21 protein-coding genes are annotated in these 22,904 nt (G+C 27.3%); 8 read left to right on the plus strand and 13 right to left on the minus strand.

What is annotated here, in order from left to right; translation table 11 throughout:
• Positions 1-5: 5 nt before the first annotated feature.
• From rseP to ASKIR_RS02915, 9 genes are read right to left on the minus strand one after another with little or no spacing between them, the layout of a single operon-like run.
• A complete protein-coding gene (rseP, locus tag ASKIR_RS02875; RefSeq protein WP_066159274.1) occupies positions 6-1,064 on the minus strand; it encodes an RIP metalloprotease RseP in 1,059 nt (352 codons plus the stop codon).
• A 9-nt stretch (positions 1,065-1,073) separates the two neighbouring features.
• Complete coding sequence (gene pgsA / locus ASKIR_RS02880; RefSeq protein WP_066159271.1) at positions 1,074-1,616, minus strand: CDP-diacylglycerol--glycerol-3-phosphate 3-phosphatidyltransferase; 543 nt, start codon at positions 1,614-1,616, stop codon at positions 1,074-1,076.
• Entirely contained in the window at positions 1,616-2,395 is a 780-nt protein-coding gene (locus tag ASKIR_RS02885) for an enoyl-ACP reductase (protein ID WP_066350142.1), read from the minus strand. Before ASKIR_RS02885 ends, pgsA begins: the two co-directional genes overlap by 1 nt.
• A complete protein-coding gene (gene dapA / locus ASKIR_RS02890) occupies positions 2,395-3,282 on the minus strand; it encodes a 4-hydroxy-tetrahydrodipicolinate synthase (RefSeq protein ID WP_066350141.1) in 888 nt (295 codons plus the stop codon). Before dapA ends, ASKIR_RS02885 begins: the two co-directional genes overlap by 1 nt.
• Positions 3,283-3,292: 10 nt before the next feature.
• On the minus strand, positions 3,293-4,555 hold the full coding sequence (locus tag ASKIR_RS02895) for a M16 family metallopeptidase (protein ID WP_228137884.1): 1,263 nt from the start codon (positions 4,553-4,555) through the stop codon (positions 3,293-3,295).
• 50 nt (positions 4,556-4,605) lie between these two features.
• Positions 4,606-5,664: a quinone-dependent dihydroorotate dehydrogenase gene (locus ASKIR_RS02900; protein ID WP_066350139.1), complete on the minus strand. Its 1,059-nt coding sequence runs from the start codon at positions 5,662-5,664 to the stop codon at positions 4,606-4,608.
• A 45-nt stretch (positions 5,665-5,709) separates the two neighbouring features.
• Complete coding sequence (locus tag ASKIR_RS02905; RefSeq protein WP_066350138.1) at positions 5,710-7,419, minus strand: ABC transporter ATP-binding protein; 1,710 nt, start codon at positions 7,417-7,419, stop codon at positions 5,710-5,712.
• A gap of 53 nt (positions 7,420-7,472) precedes the next feature.
• Positions 7,473-8,780 (minus strand): murein biosynthesis integral membrane protein MurJ, encoded by a 1,308-nt coding sequence (gene murJ / locus ASKIR_RS02910; protein WP_066350137.1) that lies wholly within the window; start codon positions 8,778-8,780, stop codon positions 7,473-7,475.
• The gene (locus ASKIR_RS02915) at positions 8,777-10,348 is read right to left on the minus strand and encodes an endonuclease/exonuclease/phosphatase family protein (RefSeq protein WP_228137883.1); all 1,572 of its coding nucleotides are present in this window, start codon (positions 10,346-10,348) and stop codon (positions 8,777-8,779) included. The genes murJ and ASKIR_RS02915 overlap by 4 nt, the downstream gene beginning before the upstream one ends.
• Positions 10,349-10,512: 164 nt before the next feature.
• Between ASKIR_RS02915 and ASKIR_RS02920 the strand changes: the two genes are divergently transcribed.
• Positions 10,513-10,914, plus strand: a complete 402-nt coding sequence (locus ASKIR_RS02920) for a Fur family transcriptional regulator (protein WP_066159248.1) — start codon at positions 10,513-10,515, stop codon at positions 10,912-10,914.
• Between the two features lies 1 nt (position 10,915).
• On the opposite strand, the gene ybeY is transcribed toward ASKIR_RS02920, so the two are convergent.
• The gene (gene ybeY / locus ASKIR_RS02925) at positions 10,916-11,335 is read right to left on the minus strand and encodes an rRNA maturation RNase YbeY (RefSeq protein ID WP_066350134.1); all 420 of its coding nucleotides are present in this window, start codon (positions 11,333-11,335) and stop codon (positions 10,916-10,918) included.
• A 65-nt stretch (positions 11,336-11,400) separates the two neighbouring features.
• Here ybeY and ASKIR_RS02930 point away from each other — a divergent pair, with 65 nt between their 5' ends.
• Positions 11,401-11,805 (plus strand): thioesterase family protein, encoded by a 405-nt coding sequence (locus ASKIR_RS02930; RefSeq protein ID WP_066159242.1) that lies wholly within the window; start codon positions 11,401-11,403, stop codon positions 11,803-11,805.
• 2 nt (positions 11,806-11,807) lie between these two features.
• On the opposite strand, the gene ASKIR_RS02935 is transcribed toward ASKIR_RS02930, so the two are convergent.
• Both ASKIR_RS02935 and ASKIR_RS02940 read right to left on the minus strand, forming a co-directional pair.
• The gene (locus ASKIR_RS02935) at positions 11,808-12,188 is read right to left on the minus strand and encodes a heat shock protein transcriptional repressor HspR (RefSeq protein WP_066159238.1); all 381 of its coding nucleotides are present in this window, start codon (positions 12,186-12,188) and stop codon (positions 11,808-11,810) included.
• A gap of 10 nt (positions 12,189-12,198) precedes the next feature.
• On the minus strand, positions 12,199-13,062 hold the full coding sequence (locus tag ASKIR_RS02940; protein ID WP_066350132.1) for a DnaJ C-terminal domain-containing protein: 864 nt from the start codon (positions 13,060-13,062) through the stop codon (positions 12,199-12,201).
• Between the two features lie 121 nt (positions 13,063-13,183).
• On the opposite strand from ASKIR_RS02940, the gene ASKIR_RS02945 reads away from it, so the two are divergent.
• Together ASKIR_RS02945 and ASKIR_RS02950 are read left to right on the plus strand one after the other, a co-directional pair.
• A complete protein-coding gene (locus tag ASKIR_RS02945; RefSeq protein WP_066350130.1) occupies positions 13,184-14,332 on the plus strand; it encodes an FAD-dependent oxidoreductase in 1,149 nt (382 codons plus the stop codon).
• 3 nt (positions 14,333-14,335) lie between these two features.
• Positions 14,336-14,914 carry a hypothetical protein gene (locus ASKIR_RS02950; RefSeq protein WP_066350129.1) on the plus strand — a complete coding sequence of 193 codons (579 nt, stop codon included), beginning with the start codon at positions 14,336-14,338 and terminating at the stop codon, positions 14,912-14,914.
• 15 nt (positions 14,915-14,929) lie between these two features.
• Here the strand turns inward: ASKIR_RS02950 and ciaB are convergent, their stop codons facing one another.
• Positions 14,930-16,813, minus strand: coding sequence for an invasion protein CiaB (gene ciaB, locus ASKIR_RS02955; RefSeq protein ID WP_066350128.1), 1,884 nt, complete (start codon positions 16,811-16,813; stop codon positions 14,930-14,932).
• A gap of 511 nt (positions 16,814-17,324) precedes the next feature.
• Here ciaB and htpG point away from each other — a divergent pair.
• The 4 genes from htpG to ASKIR_RS02980 all read left to right on the plus strand — a co-directional run bounded on the left by htpG (position 17,325) and on the right by ASKIR_RS02980 (position 22,898).
• Complete coding sequence (gene htpG, locus ASKIR_RS02965; RefSeq protein ID WP_066350127.1) at positions 17,325-19,232, plus strand: molecular chaperone HtpG; 1,908 nt, start codon at positions 17,325-17,327, stop codon at positions 19,230-19,232.
• A gap of 84 nt (positions 19,233-19,316) precedes the next feature.
• Entirely contained in the window at positions 19,317-19,877 is a 561-nt protein-coding gene (locus ASKIR_RS02970) for a DedA family protein (RefSeq protein WP_066350126.1), read from the plus strand.
• On the plus strand, positions 19,867-21,225 hold the full coding sequence (gene dbpA / locus ASKIR_RS02975; protein WP_066350124.1) for an ATP-dependent RNA helicase DbpA: 1,359 nt from the start codon (positions 19,867-19,869) through the stop codon (positions 21,223-21,225). The genes ASKIR_RS02970 and dbpA overlap by 11 nt, the downstream gene beginning before the upstream one ends.
• A 53-nt stretch (positions 21,226-21,278) precedes the next feature.
• Entirely contained in the window at positions 21,279-22,898 is a 1,620-nt protein-coding gene (locus tag ASKIR_RS02980; protein WP_066350122.1) for a sensor domain-containing diguanylate cyclase, read from the plus strand.
• The last annotated feature ends 6 nt before the right edge of the window (positions 22,899-22,904 follow it).

Here is a 22,904-nt window from a genome sequence, read left to right on the forward strand (position 1 = left end):
TCCTTTTAATTATTTAAAAATATTCTATTTATATCGTTATAAATACCTAAAATCATAAGTGAGGCTAAAATTATCCATCCCATAATTGTTAAAAACATAAAAACTTGATCACTTGGTTTCTTTCTTGCAATCATCTCATAAAGATTAAACATAATATGTCCACCATCAAGTGCTGGAATTGGAAGAAGATTTATAACTCCTAGATTTACAGAAATTAATGCAGTTATTGCTAACAGTGCTATTATAGAGCTTTGACTTGCATCACTTATAACTTTTCCAATAGTAATAACTCCACCAATCTCGCTACTTGGAATTACACCTTGAATTAATTTTTGAATACCTTGAAAAATCATTGTTGAGGCAAAGATTGTTTTTTCATAAGCATAAATTAAAGAGTCATAAAAACCTAAATTTAAAGTTACAACTTTACCACTTGGAGAGATACCAATCATTCTTTTTTTAATGTTTTCATTGAACATATTTTTTGCATCAGAAACTTGAGGATTTATAATTTTTACTAAAAGCTGATTATCTCTTTTTATATAAAATTGTAAAGCACCTTGTGTTGAAGTGATAACTTTACCTATATCATCCCAAGATTTAATCTCTGTATCATTTATTCTAACTATCTCATCATTTGGTTTTATTCCAGCATTAAATGCAACTGAGTTTTCTTGAATTTGACCAACTGCAGGAGCTAAGGTAGTTGCTCCCATTTGAGCCATACAAAAATATAAAACTGCTGCTAATAAAAAGTTTGCAAAAGGACCTGCAAATAAAATTATAATTCTTTGCCAAGGTTTTTTTGTATTGTATGAGTCATTTCCTGTTTCTACTAAAGTAGGTTTTGAGTCATCTTGACCTTTCATTTGTACATATCCACCAAGTGGTATCATAGCAAATTGCCAAGTTGTACCTGCCCAATATTTACTATAAATTGCTTTTCCAAATCCAATTGAAAATTTTTCAACCTTTACACCAAAAAATCTTGCTGCTAAAAAGTGTCCTAATTCATGAAAAAATACTAAAAAAGATAAAACTAATAAAAATGTAATAGTTCCCAATAAAAGCCCTTAATTTTTAAAATAATCTCTTGTATATTCATATCCAGAGTATAAAGTTAATATTACAGCAAACCATAATATTTCTGTTGCAAAAGGCCAGTTCATAGTTAAAAATCCAATTGCAATCATTTGAACTACAGTTTTAATTTTTCCAGCCATTGTACTAGCTACATTTTTACCTTCAGCTACTGCTACAACTCTAAGACCTGTTATAAAAAACTCTCTTGAAAGGATTAAAAAAACAGCCCATACATCAGCTCTATCAATAACCATTAAACCCAAAAATCCAGCAAGAACAAGCATTTTATCAGCAAGTGGATCTAAAATTCCACCAAGTTTTGTCATTTGATTCCAAGTTCGTGCAATATATCCATCAAAAAAATCTGTAACAGAAGCAATTACAAATATAAGTCCAGCAAAATAGTCAAACCAAGATGGATGCCAAGAGGAGAAAAGTGGGTTATCTCTATTTAGAAAAAACCATAGCATTAGCGGAGCTAATGCTATTCTAAATAGAGCTAAAATATTTGGAAGATTTAGATTTTTCGACATTATCTAAAAGTTGTCCCACCGTCAACTATTAATGTGTGACCTGTAATCCATGAAGCATCGTTTGCACATAAGAAGTAGCAAGATTGTGCTAAATCTTCAGGTTGTCCCATTCTTTTTAATGGAGACAATTCAGTTGTTTTTGCTTTTACCTCTTCATAGTTTGTAAATGCTTTTAGTGCATCTGTATCAATAGGACCACCTGAAACTGCATTTACTCTAATATTAAATTCACCAAGTTCATTTGCAGCATATCTAACCATTGCTTCAACAGCAGCTTTGTTTGTTCCATGACCTGCGTAGTTTTCAATATATACTAAATTACCAGTTGAAGATAGAGATACAATTGCCCCACCACCAACTTTTTGCATTCTTTTCGCAGCTTGTTGTGCTCCACATACAAAAGCATTTACAGTTGCAGTATAGATATTATTTAATCCTCTTGGTTTTAGTTTCATAAATTTACCATATCCACCAACAACAGCTCGTCCGTATATCATTGCATTTGAGATAAAGAAATCTACTCTATCAAAATCTTTATCAATCTCTTCAAATAGTTCAACATATTTTTCAGGTTCTAAAATATTAAATGAATATGCTCTACATTTCACACCAAATTTAGCTTCAACATCTTTACAAATATTTTGTGCAACTTCTGCATTTGAGTTATATGTGAATGCAACATTTACACCATTGCTTGCAAATTTATAAACACACTCTTTACCGATACCTTTTGTACCACCTGAAATTACTAATGTTTTTCCCTTCATATAACTATTCATTATTTTTTTACCTCGTATTTTTTTAATAAATTTTCTAATTTTTTTATTGTCTCTTTACTTGGACTTGTTAATGGAAGTCTAAACTCAAGAGTATCTAACAATCCAGCTAAATACATAGCTGCTTTTATTGGAATAGGGTTACTTTCACAAAAAAGTGCTTGATTTAACTCATATAAATCATTGTGTATTTTTAATGCAGTTTGATAATCACCACTAAATATAGATTTAACTAGTTTTGATTTTAAATCTGGAACCAAGTTTGCAGTAACTGAAACAATTCCTTTTGCTCCACTTGCTAGCATTGCAAAATCAACACCATCATCACCTGAAAAAACAAAGAAATTTTCTCTTTGAGATATAATTGATGTAGCACGCTCAAGTGAACCAGTTGCCTCTTTTATTCCATAAATATTTTTTACATCATCAAAAAGTTTAATTGCTGTTTGTGGTAACAAATCAACTCCAGTACGCCCAGGAACATTGTATAACATAAAAGGTATTTCAACACTTGAAGCAATCGCTTTATAGTGCTCATAAAGTCCCTCTTGAGTTGGTTTATTATAATATGGAGCAATTGATAAAATTGCATCTGCTCCAATACTTTGTGCAAATTTAGCAAGATCACATGCTTCATGAGTTGCATTTGAACCAGCACCAGCAAGAACTTTTGTAGATGTTCCTTTACAAGTTGCAACTGCAACTTCAATACACTCTTTATGCTCTTTATGAGATAAAGTTGCACTCTCTCCAGTTGTCCCAACAGGAGATACAACATCAGCACCGTATGCTATTTGTCTTTTTATCAAAGATTCATATTTTTCTAAATCCACTTTCCCATTTTTAAATGGGGTTACAAGTGCGGTCATTGAACCTATAATATTTTCCATTTTTCCCTTTCTATTTATCATCTTTTAAAATAATAGTAGTTGAATTTTTGCTAACTAGATATTTTTTTGCAACATTTACAATATCTTCAACAGTTAAACTTTCTAAATTTTTTTCATACTCTAAAAGTGGTTTTATATTACCTCTTACAAAATAGTTTCCAAATAAAGATGCAACATCACTAGAGCTCTCTAGTGAATAAATAAAGTCAGCTTTTGTGTTGATTTTGATTTTGTCAATATCTTTTTTTGAAACTTTTCCTGCTTGAATTTGCGCAATTATATCTAAAATCTCTTTTTCTATTTTTAAAGCATCAATATTTTCATTTGCAACTGCCATAAAAATAAATAATCCAGGGTCTTTTAGCTCCAAGTTATAGGCATATATTGAATTTACTAATCTTTTTTTATCTACTAAAACTTTTTGTAAAATTGAGCTTTTACCACTGCTTAAAAGTTGAGATAAAGCAGATAAAGCAACTTGATCTTTGTGTTCAAAGTTTGGAATATGATAAGCCATTGCAATCATCTGCACACTTGAATCTTTATAGATTGTAGCTCTTCTTTCACCATCTTGAACAGGCTCAACCATATGAACAGAGTTTGAGATATCTTTTTTATTTTTTATATCTTTAAAATTTTTCTTTACAAGTGAAAAAACTTCATCTTTTTTAATATCTCCACTTACAACAACTATTGCATTTTTTGGTTGATAGTATCTTGAATGAAAATCTTTTATATCTTCAATTTTCCAATTTTGAATATCACTCATAAATCCAATTGGAGTCCAGTGATAAGGGTGATATATGTAGCTATTGTTAAATAGTCTAAATTGTAAATATCCCATTGGATTATTATCTGTTCTCCAACGTCTCTCTTCAGCTACAACATCTCGTTCTGGTTGAAACTCTTTATCTTTTAAATTTAAATTTTGCATTAATTCAGCAAATAACTCTAAAGATTTATCTGTATTTTTTGATGCTGTTTTTATAAAATAGTGAGTGTAATCAAAACTAGTTCCTGCATTATTAACTCCACCAAAACCTTTTACAATCTCATCAAACTCACCAGCTTTTAAATTTTTTGTAGATTTAAAATTTAGGTGTTCTAGCATATGAGCTATTCCACTTTTACCCATAATCTCATCTCTACTTCCAACTTTATAAAAAACATTTACAGATACAACATTTGAGTCATTTTCCATAGGAATCGCTACAACTTCTAATCCATTCTTTAATGTTTTTGTATAGTAGTTTGGTAAACTATTTGCACTCATTAACTCTCCAAAAATAGTAATTATTATAAATAATTTAAAAAAAATATTCATTATTTTAAATTTGCACCTATTGCTTGTGATATATTTGAATAACCATCAGCTTTTAAAAGCTCAATTAAACCCTCATTTATCTTTTTTGCTAAAGATGGACCTTCAAAAATAAGTGCTGAGTATACTTGTACTAAAGATGCACCATTTTTAATTCTCTCATAAGCCTCTTGCGCACTATTTATCCCACCAACACTTATAAGTGTAGTTTTTCCAAATAGCTCAAATGATAGCTCTTTAAAAAATAGAGATGATTTCTCTCTTAAGCATTCACCACTTAATCCACCAAAATCTTTACAACCTTCAACTAAACTATAATCAATAGTTGTATTATTTGCAATAATTCCACTAGCACCTTCATTAATTGCTACATTACAAAGATTTATTGCTTGAGTTATATCCATATCAGGAGCAATTTTTAAAAATATTGGTTTATTTGTTAGCTCTTTTGCCATTGAAAAAAGCTCTTTTATAAAGTTCTCATTTTGCAAATCTCTTAAATTTGGAGTATTTGGACTTGAGATATTTATAATCAAATAATCAGCATACTCATGAAGCTTTTTAATTAAATTTTTATAATCACTTATTGCAAACTCTTCAGGTGTATATTTGTTTTTTCCAATATTTACACCAATTGGAATTGAAAAAGGGTATAGTTTTTTTAAGTTTTTAAGAACTTTATGAGCACCTAAATTATTAAATCCCATAGCATTTTGAACAGATTTTTGTTCAGGGTATCTAAACATTCTAGGCTTTGCATTTCCATCTTGTGGCATTAAAGTTACAGTTCCAATCTCTGTAAAACCAAATCCTAAGCTTTTCATTGATTTTATCATTGTTGCATTTTTATCAAAACCAGCAGCTAATCCAACAGGATTTTTAAAAACTCTTTTAAATAACTCTTGCTCTAATATTTTATCTTCAACAAAATTCTTTTTTTCATAAGAATTTTTAAGAATTTTACAATTTCCTAAAAATTTTAGGCTAAATTCTGCAATATTGTGTGCAGTTTCAGGTTCAAATTTAAATAGTACTTTTTTAAGAGTTTCATAACTTAACAAAATATTTCCTTTTTAAAAAAATTGATAAATAATATCTAAAAATTATCAAATATTTGCTGAATTATGAAGTCTTTTAAACTCATCGCATCTATTTAATAACTCATCATAAGTTCCAATATCTAAGATTTTTCCACTTTTAAAAACAGCAATTTTAGTTGCATTTTTAATTGTACTTAGTCTATGAGCAATTACAAAAGTAACTCTTTGTTTGCTAACCTCTTGAATAACTTGACTTACAATCTCTTCGCTTTTATTGTCAAGAGCTGAAGTTGCTTCATCAAGAATTAATATTTTTGGATTTTTATATAAAGCTCTAGCAATTGCAACTCTTTGTCTTTGACCACCACTTAAATTTGTTCCAGCTTCATCTAAAACTGTATGAATGCCTTTTTTCATCTTTAAAACAAATTCGTATGCGTGAGCTTGTTTTAAAGCCTCTATAACTTTAACTTCATCTAACTCTTGACCATAAGCAACATTTGCTGCAATTGTGTCATTAAAAATATATACTCTTTGAGTAACTATGCTAATACTATCTCTTAAAGATTTTAAATCAAATTGATTTATATTTATGCTATTTAGTAAAATTTCACCACTACTTGCATCGTAAAATCTAGGAAGTAGATTTATAAATGATGATTTTCCACCACCACTATCTCCAACTAAGGCTACAATTTCGCCCTTTTTTGCATCAAGATTTATATTTTTTAATGCTTCAAAATCATCATAAAACAGACCAACATTTGAAAATTTAATATTTGATATCTCTTCTTGTATAGTAAGTGTTCCTGATACAACATTTGGTTTTATTTTAAACATATCCATAATTCTATCATTTGCAGCGATTGCATCTTGCATACTATTATATAGTTTTGATAATCTTTTTATTGGTGTGTATAACATAAATAGTGCTGCTATAAATGAACTAAACTCACCTGTTGTAAGTTCACCATTTATTACCTTCAGGCCACCAACAACTACAACTGTTGCAAATGCTAAACTTCCTAAAATCTCCATTAAAGGCGATGTTAACTCATTTGTCTTAACAGCTTTCATATTGTATTTAAAAAAAATCATATTTAAAATTGTAAATTTTTTCTTCTCTAACTCTTCTGTACTATTTGCTTTTATTATCTCTATATTATTAAAAGATTCTGTTAAACTTGAAGTTATATCAGAGTTGCTCTCTTGAGATTTAAAAGATAGTTTTTTCATCTTTTTTGCTAATAGACTAAGAGGATAAAAAGCGAGTGGAAGTACAACTAATCCATAAAAAGCAAGTTCTGGTGATCTGTAAATTACAAGTCCTACAAGTGCAACAATTGTTAAACTCTCTCTTATTAGCTCTGCAAAAGAGTTTGAAACAGCTCTTTGAATTCTATTTATATCATTTATTATTCTACTTACAAGCTCACCTGTGTGAATTTTTTGAAAAAATATATAATCAAGTTTTAAAATATGACCAAACAAACCATCTCTTACAATTCTAGTGATATCTTGACCAATATAAGATACAAAATAAGCTTGAAGATATGTTCCTAAACCTTTTGCAAAATAGAGCAAAATAATTATTATAGGCATAATATAAAGCATCTCTTCATCTTTATTTATGAAAATATCATCTAGCAGTGGTTGAATTGCATAAGCTGTTCCAGCAGTTGCACCAGCTACAAGTAAAATTCCTATAAAACCTAAAATAATCTCTAAAATATAATTTTTATAAAATGGTGTATACTGTTTTAAAAACTTTCTCATTATCTTCCTGTTTTTTTAAAAAATTCATAGATTTTATCTAAAAAATGCTAAATCTAAGCCTTTTTAAACATATTAATAAATTTTCTAAAACCAAAAGCTTTGATTGTAAGATAAAAAAGAATAAAACCACTTAAAGTGCTAGCAAATGCTAATCCAGCAGCTTCAAATGGATATATTAAAGCAAGAGAGAATACTATGTTCCAAGCTAAACTCTGCATAGATATTTTTGCACTTAAAAGTTGTTGCTCTTTTGCATATAACCAAAGTGAAAATATTTTTGCTAAACCAAATGGAAGAAGCCCTATTAAATACATTGTCAAAATAAGTGCTGTGTTTACTGTGTCTTCACTTGTAAAGGCACCTCTTTGAAATAGTATTTTTATTATAAATTCATCTAAAATAATTCCAACAAGCATTGAAAAACTTAAAACTACAAACAAAATCAAAGATGATTTTTTCATAAGTTTCAAAGCTCGTTGTTCATCTTTGTTTTTAATAGCCCTTGCAACCATTGGAAATAGTGCAATTGATGTTGCTATTGCAAAAATTGCAAGGGGGAGTTGAAAAACTCTATTTGCATAGTACAAATAAGATATTGAACCACTTACTAAAAAAGATGCAAGCCAAGTATCAATAAATGCAGATATGTGTAGAGTTGAAGAGCCTAAAGTTGCTGCAAAAAAGTTCTTATAAAATCTGTTTTCCTCTTTTTTCTTATGTTTTTTAAAAGTAAAAATTTTGCATAAATTTGCTCTTTTTATAGCTATTAGATGAACAGCTACTTGCAAAATTCCACCAATTATTACACCAAATGAGAGATAAAAAGTTATGGTATAACTCTCTAAGCCTTTTGCAATAATCAAACTTGCAATCATAGATAGATTTAAAAGAGCAGTTGAGTATGCTGTTGTTGCAAAGTGGTGTTTATATTGAAGTAAAGCCCCCATAAAAGTAACTATAAATATAAGTGGCAAATAGTAAAAATTTATAGCAAAAAGTGGTGCTGCTAAATCGATAGTCTCTTTGGTAAATCCAATTGCAAAAGCTTTTGCAAAAAGGTGAGAAAATAGTGTAACAACCAAAGATAAAACTATTAAAAAAGCTAAAATTTGTAAAAATATAATAGAAGAGAATCTGATCTTAAATTTTGATTTTGCATAAGATGGTATAAATGCTTGAGTAAAAGCTCCATCAGCAAAGATACTTCTAAATAAGTTTGGAAATTTAAATGCTATAAAAAATATATCTGAATATACATTTGCTCCTAAAATTGAAGCTGTCATTAAATCTCTTATAAAACCTGTTACTCTTGAGAATAAAATTCCACTACTATTTGTAAATATTGATTTAATTAATCTCATTTTATCTCTTTATAATCGCTAGTTTTATGAATAATTATTTGCATATTACCTTTAAATGATGCTAAATGAGCCTCTTTTAACTCTATTTTTGCACCATTTTTTGGCAAAATTGTTTTATCTTTTGCAAATAGTTTTATTGATTTTTTATTTGGTAAAATCAGTCTTGAATTATTTACAGTACCAACTAAGTTTGTAATAATCTCATTTTCATATTTAAAATCAAAAATATCTATTTTAAAACCATCTAAAAATAGTTTTTTGTAATCTTCATGCTCATTTTTTTCTTTTAAAATATTAAAATCTTTTATCTCTTTTAATCCATAAAAATCATACACTTGATTTACTTGAATGTCATAATTAAAACCTATTTTTAAATTTTTAGCATCTTTAAAAATATATATAGCTCTATTGTTATCTTGTTTTACAATAGCTTTATCTTCATATTTATAAATTACAGTAACATCTTCTAATGTTATTGGAAATAGGAGTTTCTCTTTTTTATATAGATCAGAAATCAAATTTATATTGTGTTTAAAATCTTTTTTTGAAATTGGATTTGTGTCATCTTTTTTTATAGAAAAATATGCAAAAACAGGAAGATGGTCTGAAAATCCAGCACCTTTATGCTTTGAAATTTTTTCATTACTCATCTGCCATCTATAAACTTTGTTATCAAAAAATAGATAATTTGGTTTAAAAACTTCAAAAGAGTTTAAAATATATGATAAATTTTTATTATCAAAAAGAGCTGTTGGGATAATTATGTTATCAGGAGTATTATTTTGGTTTCTAAATTTTGTAGAGAATCTAAGAGGAGTTTTTAAATCCAACCAAAGATTGTAGTGAACTTTGAAATTATAATTTAAAATATCAGCTAAAACTACATATTTGTCATCAACTGTAGTTTTTAATATATGGTTTATTCCTGTAAGTCCTGCTGTTTGATTTAGTTTTTTATCACCTTTAAAAGTTTCAAACTCATTGTAGTTGCTATTTAAATCTCCCAAAATTATATAATCGTAATCATTTGGAAGAGTTTTTACTCTATCGTATAGAGTTTTTGCATATTTTATTCTATAGTTTTCACTAGCTCTTTTTGAAGGCCAGTGATTATTAAATATTTTAAATTCAATATTATCTATTTGAAAAGTTGATTCTAAAATAGGTCTATATATTGCATTTGAGAATTTTACATTTAAACTTGAGCTACTTTTTATAGGAATTTTTGATAAAAAACCAAGCCCAACAGATGAGTTTTGATATTTTGTAAAACTATAATAGCTATATTGTGGAAGATTTTTTTTCAAAAGTTTCATTAAACTCTCATTTTCTATCTCTTGTAAAGCTATAATATCAGCATCTAAATCATTTAAAACTTTTAAAATATTGTTTAGTTTTATATTGAAATTTCTTTGATTCCATTGTGTTGAGCTATTTGGAATATACTCTTTGTAATCACTTTTGTCTTTATTTAAATCAAAAAAGTTTTCAACATTGTATGAAGCAATTTTTAAATTTTGAGCGTTTAAAAATATAGAAAAAATAAGTATTAAAAGAATTTTGTACAATATATAATCCAAAAAAAAAATTTAAAAATAGTATCTAAAATAAGGTTTTAAAAAAGTAAAATTTAATCTTATTAAAAAAGAAAATTTATTTTTTAATAAGATTAAAGCAAAAATAAACTTATTTTAGCTAAAATAAAAAAATTTTCTAAAAACTAAGGAATATTATGATTAATACAACAGCACTATTAAAAAACTATGATTTAAAAGTAACTCCTCAAAGAATTGCTATTATTGAAGAGTTATATAAAAATGGACATATGAATATAGATGATTTATACAAAAAATTACTTGATAGATTTCCATCTGTGTCACTAGCAACAATTTACAAAAATATAAACTCAATGGTTGAAAAACTTTTTTTAAGTGAAGTTAAAATACCAAATGCAAAAACAGTTTATGAGTTATCAAAAAATGAGCACGCTCACTTAGTTTGTTCAAATTGTAAAGCTGTTATGGATATAGAGTTAGATTCAAGTGATATTTCAAAACAAATCTCAAATTTAAATAATTTTAAAGTAAATCAAACTGATATTATTTTAAGTGGTATTTGCCAAAAATGCTCTTAATTTAAGAGTTTCTCACAATTAAACTAGATGGAAGATTAAATAACTTTATAAGTTCTTCCTCTTTTTGTCTATGCTCTCCATTATCAACTTCATGATCAAATCCTAAAAGATGCAAAATTCCGTGAATAAATAGTAAACTTAACTCTTCTTCCTCTTTGTGACTGTACTCTTTTGATTTATCTTTTACAAAATCAATTGAAATTATTATTGAACCTAATGGCATATTAGGAAAGTTAAACTCCATTGGAAAACTTAAAACATCTGTTGGTTCATCTTTTTGTCTATGCTCTTTATTAATCTCTTGAATAGTTTTGTTATCAACAATTAAAAGCTCTATATCTTTTGAAGTTAAAGTTGATGCTATTTTTTCTAAACTCTGCAAATCTACATCAAAATTAGTTTGATTATCTAAATCTATCATTTTTATCCTAGTTTTAAATTTATTTTAATAGTATATTATTTTTACAATAAATCTAAGGAGAAGAGATGAGTTTAGAAATAGGAACAAAAGCTACAATAGAGTATAAAGTTCAAAATAAAGATTTGGCTGAAAATTTGCAAATATCTGTTGATGATAATTTTCCGCCAGTTTTTGCAACTGCTAGAATGGTAGCTTTAATGGAGTGTAGTGCTGCTAAGATGATGAAAAATCTTTTAAAAGATGGAGAGCTTAGTGTTGGAGTTGGAGTTGATATAAAACATTTAGCACCAACTTTAGAAAATGATACAGCAATTTCAACAGCAACTTTTGTTGGTATGGAAGGGAAATTATATAAGTTTGAAATAGAGGTTGTTGATAGTGGAGGAGTTATTGGAACAGGAGTTCATACAAGAGCCATTGTATCAAATGAGAGATTGATAAGTGGAGCAAAAAAAAGAGTAGGAAAATAGTCCTACTTTTTTACAATCACAACTTCCAAAGAGCTTTTTTGAACAACTAAAGCTTTTTTGTCAGGAACAACAGAGTTGCTACTTTTCTTCAAGAATCTACTTTTTAAATCTTCAATTTCATTCTCAAGAGATTGAATAATACTATCTTTTTGTAAGATAATATCAACACCAGCTAAATTTACCCCTAAATCTCTAGTTAAAGTTAAAACATATTTTATATGGTTTATATCTTTTTGAGAGTAAAGCCTTATTTTTCCATTTGTTCTTGATGGTTTAATAAGTCCTTCTCTCTCATATTGTCTTAGAGTTTGAGGATGAATATTTAAAATCTCAGCAACTGCTGAGATTAAAAAAATAGGCTCTACATAGCTGTTTTTTTCCATACTCTCTCCTTTAGTTATTTGGTAGATTCTCTTCTAATATTTGAGCAAATTTTGGATCTAAATCCTCTATCTTTGGTAAAATAATATTTGCTTTAAGGTATAAATCACCCTTTTGATTTGTCTTTTTATTTAAAACTCCAAGCTCTTTTACTCTAAATTTTTGATTCTGTTTTGTGTTTTGTGGAACTTTTAGAGTTATATCTTTGTGGATTGTTTTTATCTCAACTTTTCCACCAAAAAGTGCTGTTTTTAATGGAACATCAAAATATTTTGTTAATGTATCACCATCTCTTTCATACTCATTACTAGGTGCTATATTTATTTTTAAAATCAAATCACCTCTTCTTCCTTGATACGATTTTCCTTTTCCTTTTGCTCTAATTTTTTGACCATTTTCTATTCCTTCTGGAATTTTAATATCAAAAGAGTCATTTGATAAACTAATATGCTGTTTCCCACCTAAAACTGCAACATCAAAAGGGATTGTAACTTGAGCTTGAGTATCTAAATCGGGCTCATCAAAACCAAATCCACCAAAACCAGAGTTTGAAAATCCTGATCTTCCAAATCCACCAGCTCCAAACATCTGTCTTAAAATCTCATCTAAATCAACTCCACCACCTTGGCTTCTTGCAAAATCACTAAAATTTTGCCCACCAAACATAGAGTCACCATATTGGTCATACTGTTGTTTTTTCTGTGGATCGCTTAAAACCTCATAAGCTGCATTTATCTCTTTAAATTTATCCTCAGCTTTTGGGTCTTTATTTACATCAGGATGATATTTTCTTGCTAATTTTCTATAAGCTTTTTTAATCTCTTCAGCAGTTGCATTTTCGCTAACTTCAAGTGTTTCATATAAACTTTTTGCCATTTTTTCTTTCCTAAATTAATAATATTTTTAAATTTTTTTAAGGCAACATTATATCCAAACCTTGAGTCAAAGTCAATCAAGGTTGAAAGTAGTTTTATAAAATTTTGATATAATCCTTTTTATGAAAAAATATGATTATATAATTATTGGTGCTGGAATTGCTGGTTGCTCTTTGAGTTATTTTTTAAAAAAAGAGTCAAAAAGTGTTCTTTTAATTGATAAAAACAAAGATGTAGCTTTTGGAGCAAGTGGAGCTGCTGGAGCATTTTTATCGCCACTTTTAGGAAAAAGTAATAACTTTAAAACTTTGGTTACAGAAGCTTTAAAATTTTCAATAGATATTTATAAAAAAGAGTTTAATCAATTTTTAGATAATTGTGGAACTTGTAGGATTCCAAAAAACAGAGATGAAGATAATAAGTTTCAAAGCTATATTCCATTTATGGATTTTGAGTTTGAAAAGTTTGAAGATGGATATTTTTTTAAAGTTGGAAGTACAATAAAACCATATGAGATTTGTAAAGCTTTGAGTAGTGATGTAGAGAAGCTTTTTGATTATGAAGTTTTAAAAATTGAACAAAAAGATGATTTTTGGATAATAAATAATGAGATAAAAGCAAATAAACTATTTTTAGCAACAGGTGCTGATATTTCACTAATTTCTGAGCCATATTTTGATATAAGAGCCGTTTGGGGACAAAAGATTGATGTAAAAACTTCTACAAAAGTTGATATAAACTATCATAAAGAGTGCTCTTTATCAAAAAGTCATAACGGCATAGTTTCAATTGGTGCAACACACAATAGATTTAGTGAAGATATGAGTGATAGTTCATATAATTTAAAACTAAAAAATATAAATCTAATAGATCATAATGAAAAGACATTACAAATTATGAAAAATGATACAAAAGAGCTTTTAGAAAAAGCAAATAGTATTAAAAAACTTGAAGATATTGAGCTTTTAGATGTTAAAATAGGTGCTCGTGCTTCTAGTGTTGATTATTTTGCCATGGTAGGATTGCTAGTTGATTCTAAAAAGAGTTTTGAAAAATATCCTCACATAAAAAATGGAACGCATATAAAAAATGAGAATTTGGAAGTAATTAAAAATCTATATACTCTAAATGGTGTTGGTGGAAGAGGATTTGTATTATCTTTATATTTAGCACACAATTTAGTTGAAAATATTTTAAGAGATAAAAAATTAGATGAAAATATTACAAATTATAGGCTATTTTCAAGATGGGCTAAAAGACAAAAGGCTTAAAAAATGATAAATATATTAAAAATAGTTTTTTTAGGAGTTGCTGGTTTTGCTTTGTTGGTTTATTTAACTGCTCCAAAAGAGTTTTTAGAGCCAAAAAATAAAAATATTGAGCTAAATTATTCAAGTTTACCTCTATATCTTGATGTAATTGCTGGAAATTCTAATACAAAAAAAGAGGAAATTTTTAAAGATTTTCCAATATATTTAGTTGTTTTAAATCATGATTCATTGGCTGTTTTCAAAGATTTAGAAAAAGTTGATGATAAAAATATTGTTTTTGTTGCAAATATTTCAAATACACCTTGGCTCATTAAAAAAATGGCAGTTGAGGGTGAGTTGGAAAAACTTTATAAAGATTCAAAAATAACTCTAATAAATGACTCAAATGGAGAGTTTGTAAAAGCTTTGGGATTAAAAGATAACTCTATGAATAGCTATTTTGTCTATAAAATCAATAAAGATTTAACTATTGAATCTGTTTTTTCAAAAAAGGTTAAAATGGGTGCTTTGCAAGATGGAATAAGTGAAGATGAGATAAAAGTTGAGATTATTGAATTTTTAAATGAGTTAAAAAAGTATTAAAATAGGATTTAAATCCTATTTTATATAGTTGCTTTTTTTATCCTCTGTATCTATTTCTTGACCTATCTCTTGGTATCTTTTAAAATAATATTTAACAAAAGCGTTTATATTTTTATCATTTGGCATAAAATATTTTCCATCTTTTGTTGCATATAGGTTTAAAAATATTGTAGCATCAAGTTTATCTAAATAGTGTTTTGCTAGTTTTGTATAGTTTTCAATATACCACATTTTAAGATTTTGATAGTTCACTTCACTCATATTTATATCTAATTTTTTATTCTCATCACTCCAAGATAAAACACCACTTTCAAAAAGTCCTGCAAGATGAATTAAACCTTCACAATAGTAGGGTTGAACTTCATCAACCTCCATCCAAGATATAAGTCCTACACTTCTTTTTATTAAATCTATTAAAACTTGCTCTTTTAAGTGTAGCTCATCTGTTGAGACATCAAGGAAAAAAGAGATTAATCCACCTGTTGTTGCTTTAAACTCTTCAATATTTTTGTAGTTTCCTGTTTTATTCATTAAAGATTCACTCTCTTCATCGCACCATAAAATGTGTCCATATTCATGCCCAATAGTGCTAATATCGTAAACACTATGCCAAGATTGTGTTTGATTAAATAAAAACTCTCTATCTTTTCTTAAAAACTCTTGCCCAAATATTTCACGGCTTAGTTTTAAAAATGGTTTAGCTCTGCTACTTTGTAAAATCTCATCAGAAAATGCAAATATCTTTTTACCAAGCTCTTTTGAAACAACTTCATCATTTGGAACAACTTGTGCTGAAAAAAGACCATTTAACTCAGCTCCAAAAAACAGAGCTGGTCTTCCAACATAAAGTTGTACTTTATCAAGTGATTTGAAGCTAAAATCAAAGATTTTTTTGTAGCTTTCGTTTGCTTCAAAACTACTAAATATTTTTGTAAATGATGATTTTATCTTATTTACTCTATGGTCATTTTGTGCAAATTTTGGATTTGTAACTCTAATATCCCACTCTAGTGCAACTGCTTTTCTAAAGTGGTCTTCATAGTATTCAAGTGGATGTCCTATTTGAATAGGTGTAGTTATCTTCATCCAAGCTCTATCAACATCTGCCCATTTATTTACAAGCTCATCTGTTTTATCTTCACTAAATGCTACAATTAAACTTTGAATATATCTTATATAATCCCATTTTTGATTATAAATTTCGTCTTCAAGCTCGATTAATTTATCTACAAACTCTTCAAGAGAATCTACAACTTGTGTAACCTCTTTTTTGAAAGCTTTTATATATGCTTTTGAACTATAAGTTTCATTCTCTTTTACAAGTGCTGAATAACATCTATCTGCAATAATTCCACCATGTCCTAAATCAAGAAGATTTTCATCTTCAAGATATTTCATAATTTTTTCTTCGTTGCCTTCAAATTTAGCATTTAGTTCTTTGTTTATTTTATTTATTATGTGTGCTGTCCAAGAGCTTTGCCAAGATGACATAGCAAGACCAACATTGTAAACTCCAATAAAAATTTCTCTATAAAAAGGAGTTAAAAGCTTATTTTGAACTATAAAATCTATTAAGTTTTTATGTTTTTCGTGCCAATATTTTTTTACAAATTGATATGCTTTTTCTTGAATTTTAATAATCTCTTCTTCACTCTTTTCAAGTTTTTTCAAAACTTGAACTAAACTATCATCTCTTAAATTTACAAGTCGTGTAACAAGTGCAAATCTTAAATCATCACTCATTTTCAAATCTAAACTCTTTGCAAAATCATCGATTATCAAGAGTTTATCAAACTTTTTATTTTCTAAAAATTTTAGCAACTCATTTGTTTTTTCTTTTTCTTTGTCTAAATAGTCATAAATTTTTTGTAAATCATCTATAAAATTTTGTTTTGTCATCATTTTTCCTATTAAAATCTATTTCTTCTGCTTCTATTCGAAAAATAGTTTGTTAAATATACTGAAAGAAAGATATATATTATAAAGTACATAATTGAATAGAAAAGGTATAAAAATAGTGTTCCTAATTCTAAAAATATTATTGATATAAACCACAGAACTAAAGTTGCACACGCTAACAAACTTGTTATAACAAGCCAAATTAAACCATTAGCACCATTTACTTTAGTTGTAATTTCTACATATAAGATGAATAAAGCTATACCTGAACATATAAAAAACCAGTAATCCCAGATTTTTAACATTATTTCCATAATCTTTCCTTCTCAATAAATACTAAAATTTTATCATAAAGATACTATATAAATGAAGCTATTATATTTTAGCAATGTGTATATTCAAGTGCTAATTTTTTAAAAAAACTTTAGCCAAGTTTAATAAAGGTTTGATAAAATTCCTTTTTGAAAAATTTAAAATATTTATAATAAATATAAAAAAAGGAGATTTTTTTATGGCAAAACATCAATTTCAAACAGAAGTAGGGCAACTACTTCACTTAATGACACACTCTTTATACTCAAATAAAGAGATTTTTATAAGAGAGCTTGTATCAAATGCTAGCGATGCTATTGATAAATTAAACTATCTAAGACTTACAGATGAGAATTTAAAGGAGAGTTTTGCTTCTTGGAAAGGTGAGATTAATATCTCTTTTGATGAGAAAGATAAATCTTTAACTATAGTTGACAATGGTATTGGTATGAATGAAGATGATATGATAAACTCTATTGGTACTATTGCAAAGAGTGGGACTAAATCTTTTGTTGAAGCACTAACAGGTGATGCAAAAAAAGATTCAAACTTAATTGGTCAATTTGGAGTTGGATTTTACTCTGTATTTATGGTTGCAGAAAAAGTAGATGTAATCTCTAAAAAAGCTGGTGAAGAGACTGCTTATAAATGGTCATCAACTGGAACTGGAGAGTTTGATTTATCTGCTTGTACAAAAGAGACAAATGGAACAGTTATCTATATCAAATTAAAAGATGATGAGGTAAGTGAGTTTGCAAGTAAATATAGAATTAAAAATATAGTTGAAAAATATTCAAACCATATTGCTTATCCAATTTTCTTAAACTATGACGAAGAAGTGACGCAAACTTTAAGTGATGAGGATAAAAAAGCTGGAAAAGAAGCTGTTAAAACTATTGAGAGAAAACATGAACAAATAAATGCAGCAACAGCACTTTGGACTCAAGCAAAAGCTAAATTAAAACAAGAAGATTATAATAGTTTTTATAAATCAATATCTCAAGACTCAAATGATCCATTAGTTACAATTCACACAAAAACAGAGGGTGTAAATGAGTACACAACTCTATTTTACATTCCAAAAAATGCACCAATGGATATGTATAGAGCAGATTATCAAAGTGGAATTAAACTTTATGTAAAAAGAGTATTTATAACAGATGATGATAGAGAATTATTACCAACTTACTTAAGATTTGTAAGAGGAATTATTGATAGTGAAGATTTACCACTAAATGTTAGCCGTGAGATTTTACAAGAGAATAGAATCCTAGCAAATATCAAACAAAGTAGCGTTAAAAAGATTTTAAGTGAGATTAAAAAATTATCAAAAGATGAGGAGAAATACTCACAATTTATCTCTCAATATAATCGTGCATTAAAAGAGGGAGTTTATCAAGATTATACAAACAAAGAGTCTATTTTAGAGCTTTTAAGATATAAATCTACAAATGATGAGAAAAAATTAACTTCATTAGAAGATTATAAACAAAGAGCAAATAGTGAACAAAAAGCTATTTACTATATTGTTGGAGATAATGAAAAAGTTTTAAGAAACTCTCCTTTAATCGAAAGCTACAAAAAAAATGGAATTGAAGTTTTAATCTTAGATGATAAAGAGATAGATGAGATCGTAACTCCAACAATTGGTGCATTTAAAGAGTGGCAATTTAAAGATGTTACAACTTGTGAAGCTCCAAAATCACAAATTAGTGAAGAGGAGAAAAAAGAGCAAGATGAGAAATATAAAGATATAGTTGTAAAAATCAAAGAGAAACTAAAAGATGAGGTAAAAGATGTAAAACTTACTTCAAGACTTGATAGTTTTGCCTCTTGTATTACAAAAGATGAGCAAGATGCACAAATGGCTGCTATGGCTCATATGTTTAAAGCAATGGGACAAGATGTTCCAGAGATTAAACCAATTTTAGAGATAAATCCAAATCATGAGATAGTTCAAAAACTAAATCTTACAAAAGATGAAGAGCTTATTGAAGATATTGCTTGGATTTTACTAGATTTAGGAAAAATTAGTGAAGGAATGGATATAAGCGATAGAGTTGCATTTACTCAAAGACTTACAAAAATAACTGCAAAATCTCTATAAAAGTTTAAAAGCCCAAAATAATTGGGCTTTTAAAACAATATTTAGATAGAATATAAACTTTATAATTATTCTATTAGGAAGTTTATGGAACAGTTTATCCAAGATTGGGGCTATATAGCTCTTTTTTTATACTCATTTGGTGGTGGTTTTTTAGCATTAGTTATAGCTGCTGCTTTCTCATTTGATGGTACTTTAAATATATATGTAACAATTGCAGTTGCTGCTTTTTCAAATATTATTGGTAGTCAATTTCTATTTTTTATGGCAAAAAAGAATAAAATATTTGCCCAAGATATGATGAATAATCACAAAAGAAAAGTTGCATTTGTTCAACTACTTTTTAGAAAATATGGTTCACTTATAATAATTATTCAAAAATATATTTATGGAATTAAAACTTTAGTTCCTTTAGTTATGGGAATTTCTGATTACAATGCTTATAAATTTACAATTTTAAATATTATAGCTTCTATTTTATGGGCTGTTGTTATTGGTTATATTAGTTATTTTGCTGGGTCTGTTTTACTTGCTTATGCTGATAATATTAAATATATAGGTTTAATCACAGTTGTAGTTGTATTAGGTATTTTAATAATGAGTTTTAGACCAAAAAAGAGAAGAAAGAGTAGAAAAAATGAAGTTTAATGAACTAAATATAGATAAAGATTTAGTAGAAAATTTAGAGAGTTTAAACTTAATAAATCTAACACAAATTCAAGAAAAGAGTTTAAAATATAGTTTAGATGGTAAAGATTTAATAGCACGAGCAAAAACAGGTTCTGGAAAAACTCTTAGTTTTTCACTTCCAATAATAAAAAAATTAAATCCAAAAAAATTTAGAGTTCAATCTTTGATTTTAGCTCCAACAAGAGAGTTAGCATCGCAAATAGCTACAAATTTAAGACAATATTTAAGACATATTCCAAATATAAAGATTTTAACTTTATGTGGTGGAGTTCCATATAAACCTCAGGTTTTATCGCTTAGTCATGAGGCTCATATTATTGTAGGAACAGCTGGAAGAGTTTTAAAACATATAGAAGAGGCAAATTTAAAGCTTGAAGATATAAATAGTTTTGTTTTAGATGAAGCTGATAAAATGCTTGATATGGGGTTTTATGATGATATTTCAAAAATAGCTTCAATGCTTCCAAAAAATAGACAAACTATGCTTTTTAGTGCAACTTATGAAGAGAATATTAAAAAATTAGCAAAAAATATTTTAAATAAACCAGAGTTTGTAGAGGTTGAAAATGAAGAGAAAAATCATATTCTACAAGTTTTTTATGAGACAAATAACAAAGATGATTTAATTGAAAAATTAATCAAAAAATATGAGGCAAAAAGCACAATAATATTTTGTAATCAAAAGATTACTTGTGAAGATTTAGCAGATAGCTTATTTAATAGAGATTTAGATGTATTAACTTTACATAGTGATTTGGATCAAAAACAAAGAGATGAAACAATTGCTATTTTTTCAAATAAGAGTTATCCAATTTTAATTGCAAGTGATGTTGCAAGTAGGGGAATTGATATTTCAGATATTGATTTAGTTATAAATTATGATGTAGCACTAAATAGTAAAATTCACACTCACAGAGTTGGAAGAACAGCAAGAGCTGGTAAAGGTGGAGTTGCTATTACTTTTTATAATCAAACTGAAATGAGTAGAGTTTTAGAGATTAAAGATGAGTTTGGTGATATTTTATTTGAAGATGAGAGTGATATAACATATAATAGTAGTTTTAAAATAGATAGTGAATTTAGAACAATTTATATAAATGGTGGAAAAAAACAGAAACTTAGAAAAGGTGATATTTTAGGAAGTTTAACAGCTGGAATTGGTTTAAGTAAAGATGATGTTGGAGTTATTGATGTACTTCCTACTTGTACTTATGTAGCTATAAAAAAAGATAAATTATATTTTGTTATGGAAAATTTAAATAAGACAAAAATTAAAGGGAGTTTCTATAATATTTATGAAAAATAGAGATAAGTTCATTAAAACTATGTTACTATTTTTAAATATTTTTAGGGGTTTAAATGCTTGCAAATAGAATTTTTATAAAAACTTTTACAATATTTTTAATACCATTAATTATTGCTCTAATATTAAATATAAATCTATTTTATAATAGTTCAACTACTATAGAAAATATCGTATCTATAATATTATTTATATTTATCTTTATTCTTTTTGTATACTCTTTTTTAGTTTTAAAAAATATGGGTTCAAAACAAGAGAAGAGATTTTTAGATGCACATAAGCATCAAAATATATATAAAACATTAAATTTGCTAAATAAAATGTTGCCAAAACTTGATAAAAAAAATATGGCATTTTCACAAATTTGTGAGATTTTATCAAAAAATAAAAATATATCTTTTAATTTTATATATGATATTGATAAAAAAGAGTTGATCTCTCAAAAAACAGTTCAAAAAGAGTATTTAGAAAATAGAGCTACAAAAAAAGATTTTGTAAGTGAAACTTTGGTCTCTCAAATTATAAAAAGTGGTGAGAGTTTAGTTGTAAATATTCTAAAAGATGAGAAAAAATCTATTTTTTATGGAAAAACAGATGAGTTTAAATTAAACTCACTTTTAGCAATTCCTATAAAAAAATTTGATAAAACGGTTGGAGTTTTGGTTATTTACTCTCATTTTCAAGACTTTTTTGATGAAGATATTAAAAATATTTTTGAAAAATTGGTTTTGGATATAACAGCACTTTTAGAAAAACTTGAATTAAAAGAGCAAAAAAGAAGACAAGAAGAGGAGTTAAAACTTACTTCATATGCCTTTGAAGAGTCTTTTGTACCTATGATAATAACTGATAAAAGAAACAATATCATAAAAGCAAATCATGCGTTTTTAAAAATAATGGGTTATGAAAGAGCCGATATATTAGGAAAAAATCCAAGAATTTTTAAAACAGCACACCAAGATTTTACATCTGCAAAAAGATTATGGGATAATCTTTTGTCAAAAGGTTACTGGAGTGGAGAGGTTTATAATAGAAAGGCAAATGGTGAGATAATTGCTTTAAAAGGTACAATTACAGTTGTAAAAAATAGTGAAGGACAAATCACAAACTTTATTGGTCAATATATGGATATTAGTGAACAAAAAGATAAAGAGAAAGTTTTACAATATCAAGCAACTCACGATAATCTAACAGGTCTTCCAAATAGACTTTTATTAACAGATAGAATAGAACATGCAATTACAAGAACTTTAAGACATAAAATTTATGGTGGACTTATTTTTATAGATTTGGATAATTTCAAAGAGGTAAATGATACTTTAGGTCATGATATAGGAGATATTCTTTTAATAACTGTTGCTCACAAAATTAAAGAGTGTGTAAGAGATGAAGATACAGTTGCTAGAATTGGTGGAGATGAGTTTATAGTTTTGATTGATAATGTTGGAAATAATAGTGATGATGCTAGAAAAAATATAAACTTTATAGCTCAAAAAATAAAAGACTCTTTAAATAGTATAACTCATATTGAAGGTCATATTAATGTTTCAACTCCAAGTATTGGAATAACTTTGTTTCATGACGCAAGTGTAAGTGTTCAAGATATTATAAAACAAGCAGATACGGCTATGTATAGTGCTAAAAAACAGGGTAAAAACTCAATTGAGTTTTTCTAAAATCCC

Origin of the sequence: Aliarcobacter skirrowii CCUG 10374 (assembly GCF_003544835.1) — a bacterium.
GTDB classification, from domain to species: Bacteria; Campylobacterota; Campylobacteria; order Campylobacterales; family Arcobacteraceae; genus Aliarcobacter; species Aliarcobacter skirrowii.